We start from the raw sequence: 19,023 nt of genomic DNA, 5'->3' as shown, positions 1-19,023 counted from the left end.
GGATTACCTTCCGTCCGGGTCCGGTGTGCGCACGAGGCTCAAGGGATAGCCCGTCACCGTGGGGAGATCCTGTGCCCGCCGAAGAATATAGGCCCGGTAGTTCGCGATCAGTTCCACGACGTCCGCGAGGCTTTCCCGCACAACATACGTAGCGCCGTCGAGGGTCACCAGATGGGTGTCCGGGCTTTCGTGGATCCGTTCAATAATGTCCGGATTCACGGCAAAACGGGTGCCGTTCAGGCGGGTGACAACGATCATGGGCCGTTTCTGCTCTAGGTAGGGAGGCGTTTGTAGGTGGGCGGTTCAGTTCCTACTGTCGGCCGGCGGCACGCTTGCGTTAGCTTGCAGCCGACCTGCGTCTCCCGGCTACCCATCAGCGCAGGCCCTGGAGGACTACGCAAGCAGGGTCTACTCAGAAGAATCCGAGGCGCACTGAGCGGTACGCCTGCCCTTCGCGCATTAGGTCATGTAAATCTTGCGTAATACATGTGATTCCGGTCACGATGGGGCATTCTGGATGGAAATTTAGGTATGGCTAACCTAAAGTTTCAAGCTGTGAGCCCGCATTTCCTTCCCCCGGGCTCCCTTGGATTTGCTCGCAGAAAGAAGCCCTCATGAAGATTCGCGCAAATGCGCTGGCCGGCATCGCACTCGCCGCCACTGCAGCCCTCAGCCTGACCGCTTGCGGCAACGGCACCGCCTCCTCCGCAGCCACCGAGTCCGCTGCCGCCGACACTGCTACTTCCACTAAAGTGGGCGGCGAAATCACGGTCTACAACGCCCAGCACGACACCCTGACCAAGGAATGGGTGGACGCGTTCACCAAGCAGACCGGCGTCAAGGTCACCGTCCGCCAGGGTTCCGACACCGAGCTCTCCAACCAGATCGTCCAGGAAGGTGCGGCATCCCCGGCCGACGTCTTCCTCACGGAGAACTCCCCCGCCATGGCCCAGGTTGAGAACGCCGGCCTCTTCGCGGACATCGACAAGGCCACCGTGGACCAGGTCCCGGCCGAATACCGTCCGTCCACCAACAAGTGGACAGGCATCGCCGCACGCTCCACCGTCCTGGTGTACGACAAGACCAAGATCAGCGACGACAAGCTGCCGAAGTCCATGCTCGACCTGGCCAAGCCGGAGTGGAAGGGCCGGTGGGCCGCTTCGCCGTCGGGCGCTGACTTCCAGGCCATCGTTGCGGCACTCCTTGAGCAAAAGGGCGAGGCCGCCACCACGGAGTGGCTCAAGGGCATGAAGGACAACTTCAAGGGATACAAGGGCAACAGCACTGCCATGAAGGCTGTCAACGCCGGCGAAGTCGATGCCGCGTTGATCTACCACTATTACTACTACGGCGACCAGGCCAAGACCGGCGAGAACTCCAAGAACGTTACCCCGTACTTCTTCAAGAACCAGGACCCGGGCGCCTTCCTGTCCGTCTCCGGCGGCGGCGTGCTGAAATCCTCCAAGAACTCCGCAGCCGCGCAGGCCTTCATCAAGTTCATTACCGGCAAGCAGGGCCAGGAAGTCCTCAAGAACGGCACTTCCTACGAATACGCCATCGCTTCCAACGTGGACTCGAACGCTAAACTCGTTCCCATCAAGGATCTGCAAGCTCCCACAGTGGATCCGGCCAAACTGAACTCCGCAAAGGTCACCGACCTGATGACCAAGGCAGGACTGCTGTAATTCTGTGACCACTGATCTATCGGCCCGCATCTCCCCGGAAGTTCCCGAGGTTTCGGCGAGCACGACGACGGCGGGCAGGGGCAAGCGCCCCCGCCCGCCTTTCGGCGTTTCTGCAATATCCCTCCTGGCCGTGCTGATCGCACTGTTTTCCCTCATCCCGCTCGGGTACGTCGCTTACATGACGGCCGCGACCGGCTGGAACACCGCCGTCGGGCTCATCTTCCGGCCGCGCGTTGGCGAGCTGCTCCTGAACACCGTCATGCTGGTGGTCTTCACGGTCCCCATATGCCTGGTGTTGGGAGTCGGCGGGGCGTGGCTCGTGGAGCGGACCAAGCTGCGGGGGCATCGGTGGTGGGCCGTGGCCCTGGCGGCCCCGCTGGCCATCCCGGCGTTCGTCAACAGCTATGCCTGGGTGACCGCAGTCCCCTCGCTGGAGGGCATCTGGTCCGGCGTACTTATCGCCACCCTGTCCTATTTCCCCCTCGTCTACATTCCCGCGGCGGCGACGCTGGGGCGTCTCGACCCCGCGATTGAGCAGTCCGCAGCCTCCCTCGGTTTGGGACCATGGGCCATCTTCTTCCGGGTTGTCCTGCCACAACTACGGATCGCCATGACTGGGGGCGCGCTCCTGGTGTCGCTGCACCTGCTGGCTGAATACGGCGCGTTCGCGATGATCCGCTTCGACACGTTCACCACCGCGATCATGACCCAGTTCCAATCCACGTTCAACGGCACAGCCGGAAACATGTTGGCAAGCGTCCTGGTCTTCTTCTGCCTGATCCTGCTCTTGGCCGAAGTCAGGAGCCGCGGTAACGCGCGCTACGCCCGCATCGGTTCCGGCGCCCAGGCCAAGCCAACCAGGCTTCCCCTGCACCACTACCAGATTCCGTCCCAGCTCGCGCTGCTTGCCCTCACCGTCCTGGCCTTCGGATTGCCAATCTTTTTTGTCCTGCGCTGGGTGGTGGCCGGTGGCGCCCGCGTCTGGTCAGCCGACGAATTCCTTCCGGCACTCCTCCAGACCCTCGCGTATGGCACGGTAGGCGCCGCGGCGACAATCGTCGTCGGTTTCCCCATGGCCTATCTGGCCGTGCGGCACCCGAGCTGGTTCAGCAAGATGCTTGAACTCTCCAATTACGTCACCAGCTCCCTGCCCGGCATCGTGGTGGGACTCGCCTTCGTGACGGTGAGCATCCGCATGGTTCCGGGCGTCTACCAGACGTCCGGGGTCCTGATTGCTGCCTACGTCCTACTGTTCCTGCCACGGGCCCTGGTCAACATCCGCTCCGGACTGGCCCAGGCTCCCAAAGAACTCGACGAAGCCGCGCAATCACTTGGCAAGGCCCCGCTGGTGTCCTTCCTGAAAGTGACGCTGCGCCTCACAGCTCCGGCCGCCGCCGGCGGGGCCGCGCTGGTATTCCTCGCCATCGTCAACGAGCTGACGGCAACACTGCTGCTATCCCCGAACGGCACGCACACCTTGGCCACCGAATTCTGGAGCAAAAGCAGCGAGATCGACTATTCGGGCGCGGCACCCTACGCCTTGCTCATGATCCTGTTGTCTGCCCCCATGACGTACTTGCTATTCCAACAGTCCAAGAAAGTAGCCGGACAGTGACCGAACAATCCCCCTCAAGGCTTCCGTCACCCCGCGTAGCGGCTTCGGTGGCTCCCACCACCAACACACATCTGGACATCGCCGAGGTCACCAAGAACTTCGGCTCGCAGGCCGTGCTGAAGGGCGTGAACCTCTCGGTGGCCAGAGGTGGAACAACCGCCATCGTCGGGCCTTCCGGTTCCGGCAAGACAACTTTGTTGCGCCTGATCGCCGGTTTTGAACACCCGGACACCGGTTCAATCAGCCTCAACGGAAACACGGTAGCCGGAAACGGGATCTGGGTACCCGCCCACAAACGGCACGTCGGCTATGTTGCCCAGGACGGCGCGCTTTTCCCGCACCTCACGGTGGGGCAGAACATCGCGTTCGGGCTGGACAAGTCAGCGCTCGACGGCGGCCGCCGCGCCGTGAAGACGCGCGTCCAGGAGCTGCTCGACATGGTTTCCCTCGATGCGGACATGGCAAAGAGGCGGCCCCACCAGCTCTCAGGCGGCCAGCAGCAACGGGTGGCGCTCGCCCGCGCCCTGGCCCGCGAACCGCAACTCATGCTGCTCGACGAGCCGTTCTCCGCCCTCGACGCCGGCCTTCGCGTGGCCACGCGGCGGGCCGTAGCGAAGGTCCTGAACGAAGCCGGAGTGACCACCATTTTGGTGACGCACGATCAAGCCGAGGCCCTGTCCTTCGCGGATCAAGTGGCGATCATGCGCGGCGGTAAGCTGGCGCAGATCGGCAATCCGTTCGTTGTCTACACTCGTCCCGCCGACCGGGCAACGGCCGAGTTCCTCGGTGATGCCGTCATCCTGGACGCCTGGATGGAAGGCTCCCTGGCCACGTGTTCCCTGGGCGGCATACCCGTGCGCCGTCCCCCGGCACAAGGCCTCGTACAATTGATGCTCCGGCCGGAACAGATCCGGATTGCCCCCGACGGTCCCATCCGCGGCGTCGTGGTTGATACCGACTACTTCGGCCCCGAGACCACAGTGCGGATCAAGCTCGCTCCGCGCGTTGCGGCGGCCGGCGCATCCTTGGCCTACCCGGGAGGCGGCGAGATCATCACCATCCGGCACTGGAACGCTTCCATCACCAAGCCCGGCACCGAACTGTGCCTGCGCGTGGTGGGCGAAGGCGTGGCGTTCCCTGTGGAGGGTTAGGGAACCGGCGTGGTGCCGACGCCGCGCCGGCCTGTTGCGTGCCTGCCTGTTGCCTCACGTCAAGCGGGCGTGTTAGCGTTGCGGCGATCGTGATCTATCAGCAGGAGGTGAGTCCCATGAACGCAGTATCCGCAATGGGTGCTCCCCTGCAGTCCACGATCGCGCGACTGACCTAGTCGCCACCGGGAGCGCCAAACAGGCAATTCGCGAAAGGCGACTCCCATGAACACAACACCTTCTTTACCTTTGCACTCCCGCGAGCGGGCGCTGGTCCTCGGTGGCGGCGGATCGACAGGCAATGCCTGGCTGATCGGCGTCGTCGCCGGCCTCTTCGATGCCGGGCTCGATGTGACCGACGCCGATCTGACCATCGGCACCTCGGCCGGATCCACGGCCGCGGCGCAGATTGCTGGCGCGACCCCAACCGAGCTATTGGCCAACATCCTTGACGCTGTCCCACAGCAACGGTCCGCTCCGGTCGGGTCCGCACCGGGACACGCACCCGCCAGGCCGGTGGTGAACCATCTCGAGCGAATCAACAAGATCATCGCCGACGCCCAGGACGTGGCTGACATGCGCCGGCGACTGGGCGATGCAGCGCTCGAAATGGATGCGGCGTCGGATGGCTCCTGGTCAACGCAATGGCGCAGTACCGTCGCCACCCGGCTACCCAACCAGCACTGGCCGGAACGAACGGTGCTCATCACGGCGGTCGATGCACGTACCGGAGAATCGGTCACGTTCGACCGGCATAGCGGGGTCGAACTCGTAGACGCCATCGCCGCCAGCTGTTCCAGCGGCTTGCCTTACAGGATCGGAGACAAGCGGTACCTCGACGGCGGTTACCGCTCCAACGCCGAGAACGCCGATCTGGCAGCCGGATACGGACGGGTTCTGGTGCTCTCCCCCTTCGGTGGCAGGTCATTGCAACCGCTGGAGTGGGGCACGCATCTGGCGACGCAGGTCGACGAACTACGCGCAGGCGGCAGCCGAGTCGAAACGATTTTCCCGGGCAGCGACTCCGAGCACATATTCGGCGCCAATGCCATGGATCTGTCGCTGCGTCCACCCGCGGCCCAAGCGGGTTACGAGCAAGGCAGAGCCCTTGCAGGTCAGCTCTCCGAGTTCTGGAGCTGAGTGGATCGAACCCTACTGACGCTGTAGGCGTGACGACAACCGTTCATGCCTAGGAGGCCGACCGAGGCGGTCAACCGCCGCCTCGGTCGCATTAATGTCAAGAGTTTTTACTCCTATTGAGTGATGCATACCTGAAATTGAGTGGTCAAAAGTCATAAATTGAGTGGCGACGGACTATGGATTGAGTATTGATACATACGAGAGAAACGTAATCGGTTATTCCCTGTTGAGAATAACGAAACAATTCCCTAGACCTGTTTCATAAAAACTCTTGCCCTCATTTGCCTCATATGCATAATTTGATTATGAAACGCCTGTCTCTCTGAAAGGTGATCCATGTCAAACAGATCTAAGCTAGGTTCAATCGGAAGTCTTCTACTTGTCACGCTTGTCGCCAGTGGGGTCGTGGTGTCGAGCGCGGGGGTTGCACAGGCATCGCCAGTTTCTTTAGGTGACGGGGTTCATTCGCCAAGCAAAGTCAGTACTGTTGCGGTCCCCGGAACGAACATCGTTGTTTCTGACGCCGGCGCGTGGTCCGCAAGCATAACGCTTTCGGGTACGGCTTCATCCGAATCTCTCGCAAAACCGGGCAAGATCCCGGACGGTCTTTTCGCCGGGCAAGGTGAGCCGGTTCTGAGCACCAAACTCAACAGTGCCGTGGTTAGTAGTTATGCCACAGGCAAGGGAACTCAGACACTGATCAACATTGCTTCAAAAACTGCGGATCGAGAATATCGGTTTCCCTTATCGCTCCCGGCAGGATCAAAAGCAGCCATAGACACTGATGGTTCCGTTGTTGTTCGCACCGCTGAGGGTGCAATTGCTGGGGGTTACAGGGCTCCATGGGCTTACGATGCGCTCGGCAGGGCTGTTCCAACGTGGTTCTCCCTTGACGGAGAGGCTCTCGTGCAGTCGATCGATTTTGATCAGAACACAGCCTTTCCGGTAACCGCTGATCCGAGCGACTTTTGGGGCTGGGCGAAGTGTATAGCGACCGTTACGGCAGAGGTTGCTGCTAACGCTCTGGTCGCCGGTAAAATCGCTAAACTAGTTGCAAGGTTTGGAAGTATTCAGAGGACCTTCGAAATTCTCTTCCGCGCCTGGAACGCGGCATCCGGGTGGGACAAGAAGTGGCAAGCTGTCGTTGCCGCCGGCGGTGGCCTTGCTGGAGAGATTCTAGGCATCGCCTCGATCAAGGAGGCGTGTTTTGACTCCTAAAGATACTCGCGACATTCCTATTTCCCTGCTTCTATTTGCGCTGGTAGCGGTTCTGCTATTCATAAAGGCCGCCGGGAGTATGCAACCATGGTGGGCAATACTTGCGGGTATCGCGCTTGTTGGAACCGGCATCGGAGCGTTCGCTGATTTCCAGCGTCGCAAGAACTAGCTTTCAAGGTTTCAGATTAGAACGCCCGGGGTTGCTGACTCCGGGACAGGCATAGCCTTATGGCATGACCGCAAGCTACAGATACGACGTGGAGATCCTGCATCTCCTCGTGTCGTCCGGACACGCCTACTTCGGCCGCGCACGCGATGGTGCCGCCGAGGTGCCCACCACGGATGCCGAGCAGGTCGACGTCGTAAGCGGCAAGGGCATCGTCGGTGACCGGTTCTTCGGCAAGGCCGCGCACATGGATGCCGCAGTCACCTTGATAGCCATCGAGTCTCTCGAAGCGATGGCTGCTGAGTTGGGCGTCGCACCCTTTGACCCACTCCTCACGCGCCGCAACGTAGTCCTGAGAGGAGCCCATCTGGCTCCCCTGATCGGCAAAGAGTTCGCTCTGGAATCCGACGGCGGCCTTGTACGGTTCCGGGGTGGGCGGCCCGCCCACCCCTGTGCCTGGATGGACCAGGTCCTGGCTCCGGGCGCGCACACCGCCATGCGAGGCCGGGGCGGTGTGCGCTGCCAACCGCTTTCGGATGGCACTCTGCATCGTGGCCCAGCTGTGCTAATTAGCCCTGTATCGCTTGACCCCGACAAGGCCGGCCAGGCCGCGCTGCTCAGGGCTTCACGGCTTCCGTAGGTCAATTCCTACGGGGTTCCGCGTCGGATGCAGCGATCGAGGCGTTGGCTTGATCGGCCGAAGAGCCCTGCCGACGACTTGCCACCAGGAACGGCACTGCGATCAGCTCGATGACGCCGCTGATCGCCAATGAGGTGGAATAGCCGTACACATCCGCCGCCCGGCCGAGCAGCGGCTGCACCACCACTCCACCGCTCGATCCCATGAGCGAGTCGAAGCTCAGCACTGTTGCCCGCTGCTTCGAGGGGATCATGTCGTTCACGTAGGCCTGCCGTACCGGTGTGGCCGCCGAATCGACCATGGCCCAGAACGTCAACAAGGCAAGGGCCACCCAGAAAATACCCGTGAACCCGAGCACCACCAGAATCGATGCGCTCACCACTCCACTCAGAATCAACACCGAAGTGCGTTTGCGAACGAGGCGCCGGACACGCGGTGCAAGCCACCCGCCCAACACCTGCGCTCCCGCCACGATGGCCGCGGCCAGCCCGGCTACGGAGTACGCGTGCCGGTCGCCGAAGAGCTGAAGCAGGTACGGCTGCAGGGCATAGAACACATAGATCCCGACGCCGGCGCTGAACGGCGCTGCCAGCATCACGTACCGTACGGGTGGATTTTTCAAACCGTTCTCGATCGAGGCGTCGAGGACGGCGCGGGTCGCCTTGAGTGGATGGGTAGAGCGCTCGGGGGTGAACCCGACGTCGCGCATGAGGAAGAAGGCCACAACGAACATGGCGAGGAGCACGCCCACGCGGATCAGGAACGGCACGCCCAGGCTGGTGGCTTGCGCGATCACCCCGCCAGCCACCGATCCCGCAAGCATGGCGGCGCCCGAAACCATCTGTCCGCGCCCGAGCACCGTCTCCAACCCGCCCTCATATCCGGTGAAGCGCAACGCGTCGACGAGCCACGCCTCCACCGCACCCGAGAAGAAGGTGAAGCCCAGACCGAGCAAGACCGACACCACAGCCCACCACCAGAACGGGGCGGAAAGCTGCCAAAGCAGATAGTAAAGGTAGGTGGAGCCGGCCAGCGTCACGGTGCCAAGGAGGAACGAAACCCTGCGTCCCCAGCCATCGGCCACCACTCCGGTGGGCACTTCGAACACCACCATTCCGGCCGTGAAGAAAGCGTTCGCCGCAAAGGCCTCGAGATTGCTGAGTCCCGCATCCAGCAGGAAGAGGGTATTGATCCCCCAAATGAATGAGGCCGCAAGGGTATTGCCGAGCGTCAAGGTGAGAAAGATGCTTTGAATCTTTCTGGCGGCGGGGTTCATCGAGGTGCTGTCCCTGCCAGGACGAGGGGGAACCACGAGGCCATTCTCGTCCGCTTCGGCGACGCCCGCCAGATCTCGGCGGGACTGGACCGCCATAAGAAAGTTCTGCCGATTTCCGGATTTTTCGGCGGGCAGGTGATCTTCGACCTGTTAATGTCAGACCCCTCTGAAATGCTTTGGTTATGGCCGGGAACCGGGGAACACAGCTGATCGGATCAACCGCGCCGTCCGGCGACGCGGTCCCGGATGCTGCCGTGCCGAAAGTCCGCGTGCCGGAGCTGATCAATGCCGTGAGATCGCTTCGGCCAGGCTCCGACAGTACTCAACCGGCCGAACTGATCAACCAGTTGCGTGCCCTGGAGGATCTGAAGTCTGCGGCCGCGGCCGCGCAGGCGAGGATCGCCGTCGCGTTTGATGCCGCCCAGCGCAGCGCCGACGCGGCGGCCGGTGTACCGGCAGAGGAGCGGGGACGCGGGGTCTCCGCGCAGGTGGCGTTGGCCAGGCGGGAGTCCCCGGCCCGCGGGTCCCGGCTCCACGGACTCGCGAAGGCCCTCGTGACCGAAATGCCGCGCACCCTCGCCGCCCTCGACGCCGGACGGCTGAACGAATGGCGGGCGACCCTGCTGGTGAAGGAAACAGCCTGCCTGAGTGCCGAAGACCGCTGCGCCGTGGACGAGGAACTCGCCGCCGACACCGGGGCCTTCGACGGCGCCGGAGACCGGGCGATCATCGCCGCGGCCCGGACCGCGGCCTACCGGCGGGACCCCCGCTCCGTCACCCAACGGGCCAGCCACGCCGCCGCCGAACGTCACGTGAGCCTGCGCCCGGCGCCGGACACCATGACGTATTTGACCGCACTGCTCCCGGTCGCCCAGGGCGTGGCCGTGCAGGCGGCCCTGTCCCGGCACGCCGACACCCTCCGCAACGCAGGAGAACCCCGGTCCCGAGGGCAGATCATGGCCGATGCCCTGGTCGAACGGACCACCGGAACCCCCGCAGGCATCAGCGGCGTCGAGGTCCAGCTCGTCATGACCGACCGGACCCTGTTCCAGGGCGATGCCGAACCGGCACGCCTGCCCGGCTACGGCATCGTCCCCGCCGCCTGGGCCCGGGCAATGCTCGCCGCGAACGAAGGCCAAACCGAAGCCGGCCAAGACCAAGCCGGGGAGAAGCAGGCCTTCAGGCTCTGGCTCCGGCGCCTCTTCACCGCCCCCGGGACCGGGGAGCTGGTCGGCGCCGATTCCAGGGCGCGGCTCTTCCCGGCAGGGATGCGGCGCTTCATCCAGGCCCGCGACGACACCTGCCGCACCCCCTACTGCGACGCACCGATCAGGCATTTCGACCACATCGTCCCCTGGCACGACGGCGGCCCCACGAGCCTCAGTAACGGGGCGGGCCTGTGCGAGGCCTGCAACCACACCAAAGAACTCAACGGCTGGATGGCCACAACAAGCCCCGGGACACGGCATGTCCTCGACATCCGCACCCCTACCGGACACCACTACCGCTCAACAGCCCCGCCCCTGCCAGGAACCGGCCCGCCCGATACCGCGGCACCAGGATCCAGGCACCACCGGCGGCGGCTACGCCACCAAGCCAAGGCGCTGAAATACGCCCAACCCACCAAACTGCAGGCGGCCTGAGAAAGCTATGCCGAGCCTGGCGCCATGTCACTCGGAGCCGTGGCCTTCGGGGCGAGTGGCAGCGTGATCCTCATGACGGTTCCCCGCGGACCGCTGCGCTCAACCTCCACCGTGCCGCGGGCCCCGGTGATGATTTCACGGACCAAAGCCAATCCGATTCCGAAGCTGCGCTGGCCCGGTGCGCCCTCGGGGCTGTGCGTCCTCACGAAGCGGTCGAAGATCCGTGTCTGGTCAACTCCCTTGATCCCGGCCCCGGAATCAGAAACGGTGACCACCGCGCGGTTGCCGAGCACCGCCGTCGTGATCCCCACTTGGCCACCAGCGGGGGTGTGCGCCAGCGCATTGTCGGCCAGGGCGAGGAGGGCACGGCGGAAGCCATTGCTGTCAATGAGCGCGATGGGGCGGTCCTTTTCCGTCAGGGCGACGCGGACGTTTTTCTCCCCGGCGAGCTGTTGCAAGCTCTCGACGACGGCGCCCGCCACCTTGGCGAGATCGCTCGGCTCTGCGGCGGCATCCGCAGGCGAGCCTGTGGCCGCGACAAGCAATTCGTTGACGATGCCCGTGAGGGTCGCAGTGTCCTGGCGGATGCGGGCGAGTGCTTCCCCGGTTTTGGAGTCCGCGGGGGCATCTCGCTGGGCCAACTGGACGCGTGCATCCAGGATGGCCAGGGGTGTGCGCAATTCGTGGCTGGCGTCCTGCACGAAGCGTCGCTGCAGTGCGAGCGCTTCGCCCAGGGGCCTGATGGCGCTCCGCGCGCTGAGCCAGCCGATGGCACCGGCAAGGAGGATCCCCGCAATGCCGGCAACAATCATGGCCTTGAGGAGGTCCTTCAAGTCGAGGTAGGCGAAGACAGAGTCGGCCTCTTTGGATCCTGGTAATCCGGGCTGGAGCGGCTGGTTGAAAAGATAGAACGCCGCGGCCGCCAGCAGGCAAAGAACCAAAACCGCGCATGCCGCGCTGATTCGCACAGCGATCTTCAGGGACGCTTTGCGGAGCGTCGCCTGGTCCGGGTTTTCAGTCATGGGAACGCTTCTCAGTCATGGGGGTCGCCGATCTGGTATCCGAGGCCGTGGACCGTCCGGATCACCGTTTTGGAGATCTTACGGCGCAGGTGGTGGACATAGGTGTCGATCACGCCCGGCTGGTCCGTGGGGTGGAACAAAGTGCTGATGAGGTCTTCACGGGTGAAGACACGTTCGGGTTCGCCAGCCAAGGTTTCGAGGAGCCCGGCTTCCTTCGCAGTGAGGGTGACCACGGAACCGTACCCGGAGCGCATGGAGCGGGCAGCGGCGTCGAGCTCCCAATCCCCGATTCCCAGAGTGGTGGGCGGCTGGGCGTATGTCCTGGTCAGGGCTCGCAAGCGTGCGGCCAACTCCATGGCGTCGAACGGTTTGCTCATGTAATCGTTCGCCCCCGCGTCGAGGCCCCGGATCTTCTCATCGGTGGCACCGAGTGCCGTCAGGATGAGGATCGGGGTCGCGATCCCCTTGGCCCGGAGGGCCTTGATCAAGTCGATGCCGTCCATGAAGGGCAGCCCCCGGTCAATGACCATCGCATCCCAACTCCGGGTCAGGCCAAGGTGGAGGCCGTCGCGCCCATTGACAGCCAGGTGAACGATGAAGTCCGGCTCCAGGAGTTCACTGATGAGCGGCCCCAGGGCGGCGTCGTCTTCGACCAGGAGGAGGGCCGGCCGCTCAGCTGTTGTCATGCTGTCTATTCTTCCCCGGCGTGCCCGTTCGCGGCGCCCACCTTGGCCTTGCGCCGCTTTTTGAGGAACTCGACTCCCCACGGCAGGACGGAGACCAAAACCATGATCACGGCAATGGCGTCAATGTTGTTTGCGATGAACTCGTAGTGTCCCAACCAGGAACCCAGGAGCGTCACGGAGGTTCCCCAAATGACGGCGCCGGCGATGTTCCACAGGGTGAAGGATTTGTAGTTGTAGCGGGCGATGCCTGCGCTCAGCGGTGCAAACGTCCGCACAATGGGGACAAAACGGGCCAGGACGATCGCGGGGCCGCCGCGCCGCTTGAAGAATTCCTCGGCCGTATCCAGGTGCGCGGTCTTAAGGACCCTGGCATCATCCTTGAACCAGCGCCGCCCGAACTTGCGCCCGAGCATGTAGCCGACTTGGTCTCCGGCGATTGCAGCGGCCGATACGACCGCGATCAACACCGGCAATTCAAGCTGCAGTTGCTGGTGAAGCAGGCCGGTGGTGAACAACAAAGAGTCACCGGGCAGGAAGGGGAAAAGGAGACCGGATTCGATGAAGACGATCAACGCCACGACGCCCAGCGCCGCGGGACCCAAGCCCTGAAGGAGGGTGGCGGGATCAAGGAATGCGGGCATGGCAGAAAGTGCGTGCATGGGGTCCTCCTCAGGATCCGTGTGCTTGGGTTGAGTCCGCGTCCGAGGCGGTTGCTTCCGGGCTGGTTTTTGAGGCAACGCCAAAAGGCAGCCGCCCGATGACTCGCGGTACGTACCGGTTCCAGAGCCCGGCCAAAACGATGACTATGGCGGTGGTGGCGAGGAACGACGCCACAACGTCGCTCGGGTAATGGACTCCGATGTAGATCCGGGACCACGCCACCACTACGGCCAAGACGGCGCCGGCCCACGCGGTGATGACGCCCCATCGCGTGCCCCGGACCAGGAAGTACAAGGCGAAGGCGAGCGCTACTGCGAAGGCGGTGTGGCCGCTGGGAAAGCTGTTGGAGCCCGTTTCCGGGGCCAGGGGGTCGAAGAGAAGCGCGGGATTGGGCCGGTGGCGGGCAACGATAAGTTTGAACACCTCGCTGGCAACCCAGCCCGAACATGCGAAGAGCACAAACATGACCGCCCGCACCAAGGACTTCCGAACCAGGAAAACGAACAGGCCGATCACCAGGACCATGCACACTCCCGCTACGGGGGCGAAGAGGAAGTTCAGTGCCATGGCCACGGTGGTCAGTGCGCCCACGTGATGGCGGCTGAGTTCCTGGTCAACTCCGAATTCGTTCGTGGTCAGGCCGGCTACCGACCGCACGCTGAAGCCGATGGCAAGGACTGCCGCGGCGAGGGCAATGCCCCACAGAAGCCAGTACCGGGGCTGCGGAAGCAACGGCACACTGTCACGGACGACGGCGGAAGTGCTGACTTCCGCAGAAGTGTTCTGCTTGGCGTGCGATGACATGAAATCTCCGATTCGGGTGTGGAGGCCGTTGTGCGGTCTGCTTCCACTCTCCCGGGCGGCACTTAAGAAGCTCTTAAGAACTCTTGCTCGGCGCCCTTCTCCCCTTGACCCGCAAGTGGCTGGGCCCCAGAGTTTAGGAACCTACTGTCCGCCAAATCAAAGGATCTGGGATGTCCGAATTTGCGATCTCGAAAGACGGTACCCGCATCGGGTATGACCAATACGGCGAGGGACCTGCCGTGATCCTGGTTGGCGGTGCGATGCAATTCAGGGGCTTCGACTCGAACACGGCGGAAATGGCCAAGCTCCTGGCCGCCAAGGGGTTCACCGTGGTCAACTACGACAGGCGCGGCCGCGGGGAAAGCACCGAGGCTCCGTCATTCACCCTGAAGGACAATATCGACGATCTCGCCACATTGATCGACATCGCGGGCGGCCAAGCCGCGCTGTTCGGGAGCTCTTCCGGTGGCTCGATTTCCCTGGCTGCGGCGGCGGCAGGCCTACCCGTCACCAAGCTGGCGCTCTGGGAGACTCCCCTGAGCGATGAGCTCGGCTCCGGCGGGGCTGAGTTCTTTGCCGGCCTCCAGGAACGGATCGCATCCGGCGACAATGCCGGCACCATCGAGTACTACATGAAGGACATGCCGCCGGAATGGCTGGCTGGCGCCAAAAACAGTCCGGGATGGCCCATCATGCTCGAGTTGGGCCCCAGCCTTTCCGCCGATGCCGAATCCCTCGCATGGACCCAGTCCGCGCCACGCGCCCAGCTGTGGTCCGGCATCACCCAGCCCACCCTTGCGATCGTCGGCGAGCAAACCCTGCCGATCATGACGGACGCGGCTCGCTCCATCGTGGCCAATATCCCCAGTGCCCGCGCTGCGACCATTCCAGGCGCCAACCACGGCTGGGAACCCGGGGTCATGGCCGGCGCGCTGGCTGAATTCCTCGTCGGGTAATACGGCACTCGCTTCCACCCATGGAACTAACCGCGATCGCCGTCGAACTTTACACACTGGTTCCCTCGGCCTTCACGGCGGCCCGCACGGCGCGGGCCAAAGAAGCCAAGTCCGCGGGGGACGCCGACCTGGCGAAACAGATTGCCCAGTTGCCCAAGCCTTCGACGGCGGCGTGGGCTGTCAACATGCTTGTCCGGCACGGCACCAAGGAATTCGCGGGCGTCCTGGAGCTCGGGGCATCGCTCGGGAGGGCCCAGGAGCAGCAGGACCACGACCGTCTCCGTACGCTCGGCCAGCAGCGCCCGCGCGTCCTGGGTGCCGCCGTCGAGCAGGCCCGGGCCGTGGCGGAAGGCCTCGGCGTCAAGGTCAGTGGCGCCGCCGCGATGGAGATCGAGGCCACGCTGCGGGCCGCCATGACCGATCCCGGCGCTGCCGCGGCGCTCCGCAGCGGGCAGCTGGTGCGGCCGCTCGCCACGAACGGATTGGAACCCGTGGATCTCTCGGGCGCGGTGGCGATTTCCGGCGCACTTCGCTCGCCGGGTACCACCAACAAAGAGCCCGACGACGGCGGCCGGCAGCGCGGGCGGGCAGACTCGGAGCGTGAACGCGAGAAAGCACAAACCGCGCTCATGGAAGCTGAGCGCAACGCGGACAAGGCTGACCTGGAACTCGCTCAGGCCGAGCGCGAAAAGACGGAGGCCGTGCGCCGGAGCGAGCAACTCGCCGTCGAAGTCAAAGCTGCCAAAGACAAGCTGGCTGCGTTGCAGCAGGAACTCGCAGCGACGGAGTGGGCGATCACCCTGGCTGAGCGGAACCGCAAACTAGCAGCGCGGCTGGCCGCCCGGGAACGCCGGACCGCGGAAACGGCGCGGACCCGCTTGGAGGGGTTGTCTTGAAACTGGGCGTGGCGTCCACGTCCGGTATACCGGACATTCCGGCGCGTATTCTAGGACAATGTACACTCAATCCGTGCGGCCCAAGGCGCCGGCCGCGGCGCAAGTGCTGGCGGTCCTCAGATTCGTCGCTGGCCAGGCCGGCCCGGTCAGCGCGTCTATCATTGCGCGCGATGTTGGCTTGCCCCGGTCAACCACATATCAGCTCATTGCCTCGCTGATCGATGACGGCTTTCTGGTTCACCTTCCCGAAGAGCGCAAGTATGCCTTGGGAGTGACCGCCCACGAGTTGGGGACGGGGTATTCGCGGCAAGCTCCCATCCAGCGGATTGCCCGGTTCCCCTTGTCCCGGCTCGTCGCCCGGACCCGCCGGACTGCCCATCTTGCCGTGATGCACGGGCGCGACGTTGTGTACGTGATCGAGGAGCGGGCGCCGCGGCAAAGCCCCCTGGTCACCGACACCGGGGTGCGGCTTCCGGCCCACCTGACGGCCAGCGGCAGGGCGATGATGGCCCAGATGGACCCGGCCCAGGTGGCTGCGCTTTTCCCGGGACCGGACGCCTTCGCGGAGCGCCACAGCAAAGGCCCGCAATCGCTGCCCGCGTTGCAGGATCTCTTGGCGCGGGCACGGTCGCTCGGATATGCGTGGGAGCAGGACGAGGTAACGGAGGGGTTTTCCTCTGTGGCCGTCGCAGTCCTCGACCGGCAGCGCTACCCGGTGGCCAGCGTGACGCTGACGGTGTCGAACCGGGCGTTTCCAGGTCGGTCCACCCGGCACCGCGCCAAGGACGCCGAGACCGCCGAGGAACGGGCGGTCCGCATTGAAGATGTCGCCCGTGAGTGGATTCCGGAAGTGACCAGATGTGCGCGGGAAATTTCCCGCAGGCTCGGCACCCAAGGCTGATCCCGACGTCGTTCCCTCCGTGGTGCCGCCGCGACGCTCGCTCACAAATAAGGCCAGATGCCGCGACGCCCGCTCACCTCAAGTGAGCGAGCGTCCGCCGGAAACACCCCAAAGGTGAGCGAGCGTCGAGGGGAACGAAGGCAGAGCCTAAACTGCCGCGGTGTTCGATACTGGGCCGGCTAGCGGAGCTGCCGCATCCGGGTCGGGTTCAGTCGGGTAGACCATCTCAGCCGGAGCGTTCGAATTCCTCTTTGCCAGCGGGTAGAACACGATTGCCGTGACCACGAGGCCTACGAGCCAGGAGATATCCGCCCCGCCCAGAAGGTCCGTCATCGGTCCGGTGTAGAGGGTCTGCGCCAGGAACGGGATCTGGACGACGATGCCGATCGCGTAGCTGAGCAGCGCGGTCTTGTTCCACCGCCCGTAGCGCCCGTTCAGGTCATACAGTGCCGGAATGTCTACCTTTTCCTTGGAAACCAGGTAGTAGTCCACGAGGTTAATGGAGCTCCAGGGGATGAATACCATCAGCAGGAGAAGGACGAAGTTCTTGAAGTTGGCGATGAAGTCGGGAGAAGCAAGGACTGCGATGAGTACTGAGAGCCCGATAAAGCCGATCACATAGGCGAAGCGGGTCCATGAAGCTACCGCGGATTTACGGGTGAACGCAGTGACCGAGGTAAGCATTGTCATGTAGCCGCCATATGCGTTCAGCGTGTTGACGGTCAGTTTTCCGGTCACGATGACCAGGTAGATGACCACCGCGATCAGTCCGCCACCACTCAGGTTCCCGAGGAAAGCGACTTGGCCGTCCAGGAACCGTGCGCCCTTGGGCAACGCCAGGGCAGCGAAGAGCGCGCCCAGGGTCATGGACCACTGGGAACCGATCACCGTGCCGAAGTACGCCGACATGAAGGTCTTGCGTGTCGGGGTGTTCGAAGGCAGGTACCGGGAGTAATCGGCCACGTACGGACCGTACGTCAGCTGCCATCCGGCGCCAAGCGAAATGGCGAGGAGGAAGGTCGGAAACTCGAAACCGCCGGCTCCCAAGAGTGCGCCCACGTCCTGGCTGGTCAACAACCTGATGCCCAGGTAAGTGAAGCCGAGGATACCTACGATGGTCGCAATGCGGCCCAACATGTGGATGTACTTGTAGCCCAGGGTCGCCACGATGATGGTCAGCACCCCGAAGACGACCATGCCCACGGCCGGGGTGCCCGTGTGGAGGATGAGGCTGATTGCCTGTCCGGAGAGGACAGTACCGGTTGCCGCGAAGCCGAGGTACATGACGACCACGAGCACCAAGGGAATCACCGCCCCGAAGATTCCAAACTGCGCCCGGCTGGAAATCATCTGCGGCAGGCCGAGCTTCGGCCCCTGGGCCGCATGGAGGGCCATGACCGCGCCACCCAAGAGGTTTCCGACCAGGAGGCCAATGATCGCCCACAGCGGATCCGCGCCGAAAAGTACCGCCAAGGCGCCGTCGACAATGGCCGTAATCTGCATGTTCGCCCCGAACCAGAGCGTGAACTGCTGGCCAGGCGAACCATGGCGTTCAATTTCCGGGACAAAGTCAATGGAACGACGCTCAACGCGCGGCCCACCCGTTCCCACTTTTCCTGTGGCCTGCATGCCTGATCCTCACTTTGACAACCGAAGTCCTATGTCCCCAACTGAGAATCAATCAGAGCATGCAAAGTGACAGTGATCACGGAAAGGTGGCCATCTTTAGTCCGATATCCCGGACGATAGGGCAAGAGCCGTCGTTTACCCCTTATTACTCCTTTTAGCGCCGTCGCCGCCGGCCAGGCCCATGAACATCGTCTTGTGCAACACGTCCACGTGCCGCCGCGACACCTCCACCGCGCCGCGATCGTCGCCAGCCCGTAGGGCGTTCACCAGCGCAATGTGGTCCCTATTGGACTCATGAAGAAACTCGATCGGGTACGGGATGAAGTAGGCGTAGAGCTCCGCCAATGCCTCGTTATACGCCTCGACCGCCGTTCCCAAGCCCGAGGACGCCGCGACCAGCCGGTGAAACCGCTCGTCGGCCTGGTGATACTCGGACCAATTGGTCGATCCGGCCATTTCGTGGGTAAGCCGCTCCAGCTCATCAAGTTGTGCTGCCGTGGCATTGACTGCAGCGAAATGGGTGACCGCACATTCGAACAGCAGCCGGCGGTCCACCAGCCGGTTCACTGCAAGGGATTCAGCGGGCGACGCCGCGAGCTGCTCGAGCACGTTCTGCGGTGGCTCGTCAGCGACAAAAGTTCCGCCGCCACGTCCACGACGGCGAACAACGACGCCCTGATCGGCCAGGCTTGCCAGGGCCCTGCGAGCGGTGATCGGGCTGACCGATAGGCCCAGCGCGACGTCCTGCTGGTCGGGCAGCCTCTCCCCCGGTTGAAGCAGCCCCAAGGATATCGCCATGCCGATCCGCAACCGCACGGCGTCGATTGCGCTCCGGCGGTCGATTCCGAGCAAAGGGGCAGCATCGATGGGTGAGTCACCGGTGGTCTCCTCGAGCTGACGGGTCATATCCGCTACTTTACGGGGCAAAATCCACCTTC

At 63.6% G+C, this 19,023-nt stretch carries 18 protein-coding genes; 10 read left to right on the top strand and 8 right to left on the bottom strand.

The features are described from left to right. Window positions 1-3: 3 nt before the first annotated feature. A complete protein-coding gene (locus LFT47_RS04230; protein WP_236815595.1) occupies window positions 4-258 on the bottom strand; it encodes a flagellar FlbD family protein in 255 nt (84 codons plus the stop codon). A 356-nt stretch (window positions 259-614) separates the two neighbouring features. Between LFT47_RS04230 and LFT47_RS04225 the strand changes: the two genes are divergently transcribed. The 6 genes from LFT47_RS04225 (at window position 615) to LFT47_RS04200 (ending at window position 7,612) form a co-directional block, all read left to right on the top strand. Then, window positions 615-1,685: an iron ABC transporter substrate-binding protein gene (locus tag LFT47_RS04225; protein ID WP_236815593.1), complete on the top strand. Its 1,071-nt coding sequence runs from the start codon at window positions 615-617 to the stop codon at window positions 1,683-1,685. A 4-nt stretch (window positions 1,686-1,689) separates the two neighbouring features. Further along, complete coding sequence (locus LFT47_RS04220; protein ID WP_236815591.1) at window positions 1,690-3,300, top strand: ABC transporter permease; 1,611 nt, start codon at window positions 1,690-1,692, stop codon at window positions 3,298-3,300. Then, window positions 3,297-4,451, top strand: a complete 1,155-nt coding sequence (locus LFT47_RS04215) for an ABC transporter ATP-binding protein (protein ID WP_236815590.1) — start codon at window positions 3,297-3,299, stop codon at window positions 4,449-4,451. Before LFT47_RS04220 ends, LFT47_RS04215 begins: the two co-directional genes overlap by 4 nt. A gap of 222 nt (window positions 4,452-4,673) precedes the next feature. Continuing rightward, entirely contained in the window at window positions 4,674-5,588 is a 915-nt protein-coding gene (locus LFT47_RS04210; RefSeq protein ID WP_236815588.1) for a patatin-like phospholipase family protein, read from the top strand. 336 nt (window positions 5,589-5,924) lie between these two features. After that, the gene (locus LFT47_RS04205; RefSeq protein ID WP_236815586.1) at window positions 5,925-6,806 is read left to right on the top strand and encodes a hypothetical protein; all 882 of its coding nucleotides are present in this window, start codon (window positions 5,925-5,927) and stop codon (window positions 6,804-6,806) included. Window positions 6,807-7,039: 233 nt separating this feature from the next. Continuing rightward, window positions 7,040-7,612 carry an MOSC domain-containing protein gene (locus LFT47_RS04200; protein ID WP_236815584.1) on the top strand — a complete coding sequence of 191 codons (573 nt, stop codon included), beginning with the start codon at window positions 7,040-7,042 and terminating at the stop codon, window positions 7,610-7,612. Window position 7,613: 1 nt separating this feature from the next. On the opposite strand, the gene LFT47_RS04195 is transcribed toward LFT47_RS04200, so the two are convergent. Further along, window positions 7,614-8,888: an MFS transporter gene (locus LFT47_RS04195; RefSeq protein WP_236818326.1), complete on the bottom strand. Its 1,275-nt coding sequence runs from the start codon at window positions 8,886-8,888 to the stop codon at window positions 7,614-7,616. Window positions 8,889-9,070: 182 nt separating this feature from the next. On the opposite strand from LFT47_RS04195, the gene LFT47_RS04190 reads away from it, so the two are divergent. Then, window positions 9,071-10,531: an HNH endonuclease gene (locus tag LFT47_RS04190; RefSeq protein ID WP_236815579.1), complete on the top strand. Its 1,461-nt coding sequence runs from the start codon at window positions 9,071-9,073 to the stop codon at window positions 10,529-10,531. Between the two features lie 5 nt (window positions 10,532-10,536). On the opposite strand, the gene LFT47_RS04185 is transcribed toward LFT47_RS04190, so the two are convergent. From LFT47_RS04185 to LFT47_RS04170, 4 genes are read right to left on the bottom strand one after another with little or no spacing between them, the layout of a single operon-like run. Beyond that, window positions 10,537-11,553: a sensor histidine kinase gene (locus LFT47_RS04185; protein WP_236815578.1), complete on the bottom strand. Its 1,017-nt coding sequence runs from the start codon at window positions 11,551-11,553 to the stop codon at window positions 10,537-10,539. 11 nt (window positions 11,554-11,564) lie between these two features. Next, window positions 11,565-12,239 carry a response regulator transcription factor gene (locus LFT47_RS04180; protein ID WP_236815577.1) on the bottom strand — a complete coding sequence of 225 codons (675 nt, stop codon included), beginning with the start codon at window positions 12,237-12,239 and terminating at the stop codon, window positions 11,565-11,567. 5 nt (window positions 12,240-12,244) lie between these two features. Then, window positions 12,245-12,898, bottom strand: a complete 654-nt coding sequence (locus tag LFT47_RS04175) for a DedA family protein (RefSeq protein ID WP_236815576.1) — start codon at window positions 12,896-12,898, stop codon at window positions 12,245-12,247. Between the two features lie 10 nt (window positions 12,899-12,908). Next, window positions 12,909-13,703 carry a phosphatase PAP2 family protein gene (locus LFT47_RS04170; RefSeq protein ID WP_236815574.1) on the bottom strand — a complete coding sequence of 265 codons (795 nt, stop codon included), beginning with the start codon at window positions 13,701-13,703 and terminating at the stop codon, window positions 12,909-12,911. A gap of 170 nt (window positions 13,704-13,873) precedes the next feature. On the opposite strand from LFT47_RS04170, the gene LFT47_RS04165 reads away from it, so the two are divergent. Genes LFT47_RS04165 through LFT47_RS04155 form a run of 3 tightly spaced genes read left to right on the top strand, consistent with a single transcriptional unit; the run spans window position 13,874 to window position 16,456 of the window. Next, a complete protein-coding gene (locus LFT47_RS04165) occupies window positions 13,874-14,659 on the top strand; it encodes an alpha/beta fold hydrolase (protein WP_236815571.1) in 786 nt (261 codons plus the stop codon). A 20-nt stretch (window positions 14,660-14,679) separates the two neighbouring features. Beyond that, a complete protein-coding gene (locus LFT47_RS04160) occupies window positions 14,680-15,555 on the top strand; it encodes a hypothetical protein (RefSeq protein WP_236815569.1) in 876 nt (291 codons plus the stop codon). A 58-nt stretch (window positions 15,556-15,613) separates the two neighbouring features. Beyond that, complete coding sequence (locus LFT47_RS04155; RefSeq protein WP_236815567.1) at window positions 15,614-16,456, top strand: IclR family transcriptional regulator; 843 nt, start codon at window positions 15,614-15,616, stop codon at window positions 16,454-16,456. 147 nt (window positions 16,457-16,603) lie between these two features. On the opposite strand, the gene LFT47_RS04150 is transcribed toward LFT47_RS04155, so the two are convergent. Continuing rightward, window positions 16,604-18,085, bottom strand: coding sequence for a purine-cytosine permease family protein (locus LFT47_RS04150; RefSeq protein WP_236815565.1), 1,482 nt, complete (start codon window positions 18,083-18,085; stop codon window positions 16,604-16,606). A gap of 135 nt (window positions 18,086-18,220) precedes the next feature. Then, entirely contained in the window at window positions 18,221-18,991 is a 771-nt protein-coding gene (locus LFT47_RS04145) for a FadR/GntR family transcriptional regulator (protein ID WP_236815555.1), read from the bottom strand. Window positions 18,992-19,023: the final 32 nt, after the last annotated feature.

Origin of the sequence: Arthrobacter sp. FW306-2-2C-D06B, assembly GCF_021789175.1 — a bacterium.
Classification (GTDB): domain Bacteria; phylum Actinomycetota; class Actinomycetes; order Actinomycetales; family Micrococcaceae; genus Arthrobacter.
This window is presented reverse-complemented; position numbering and strand designations above follow the sequence as displayed.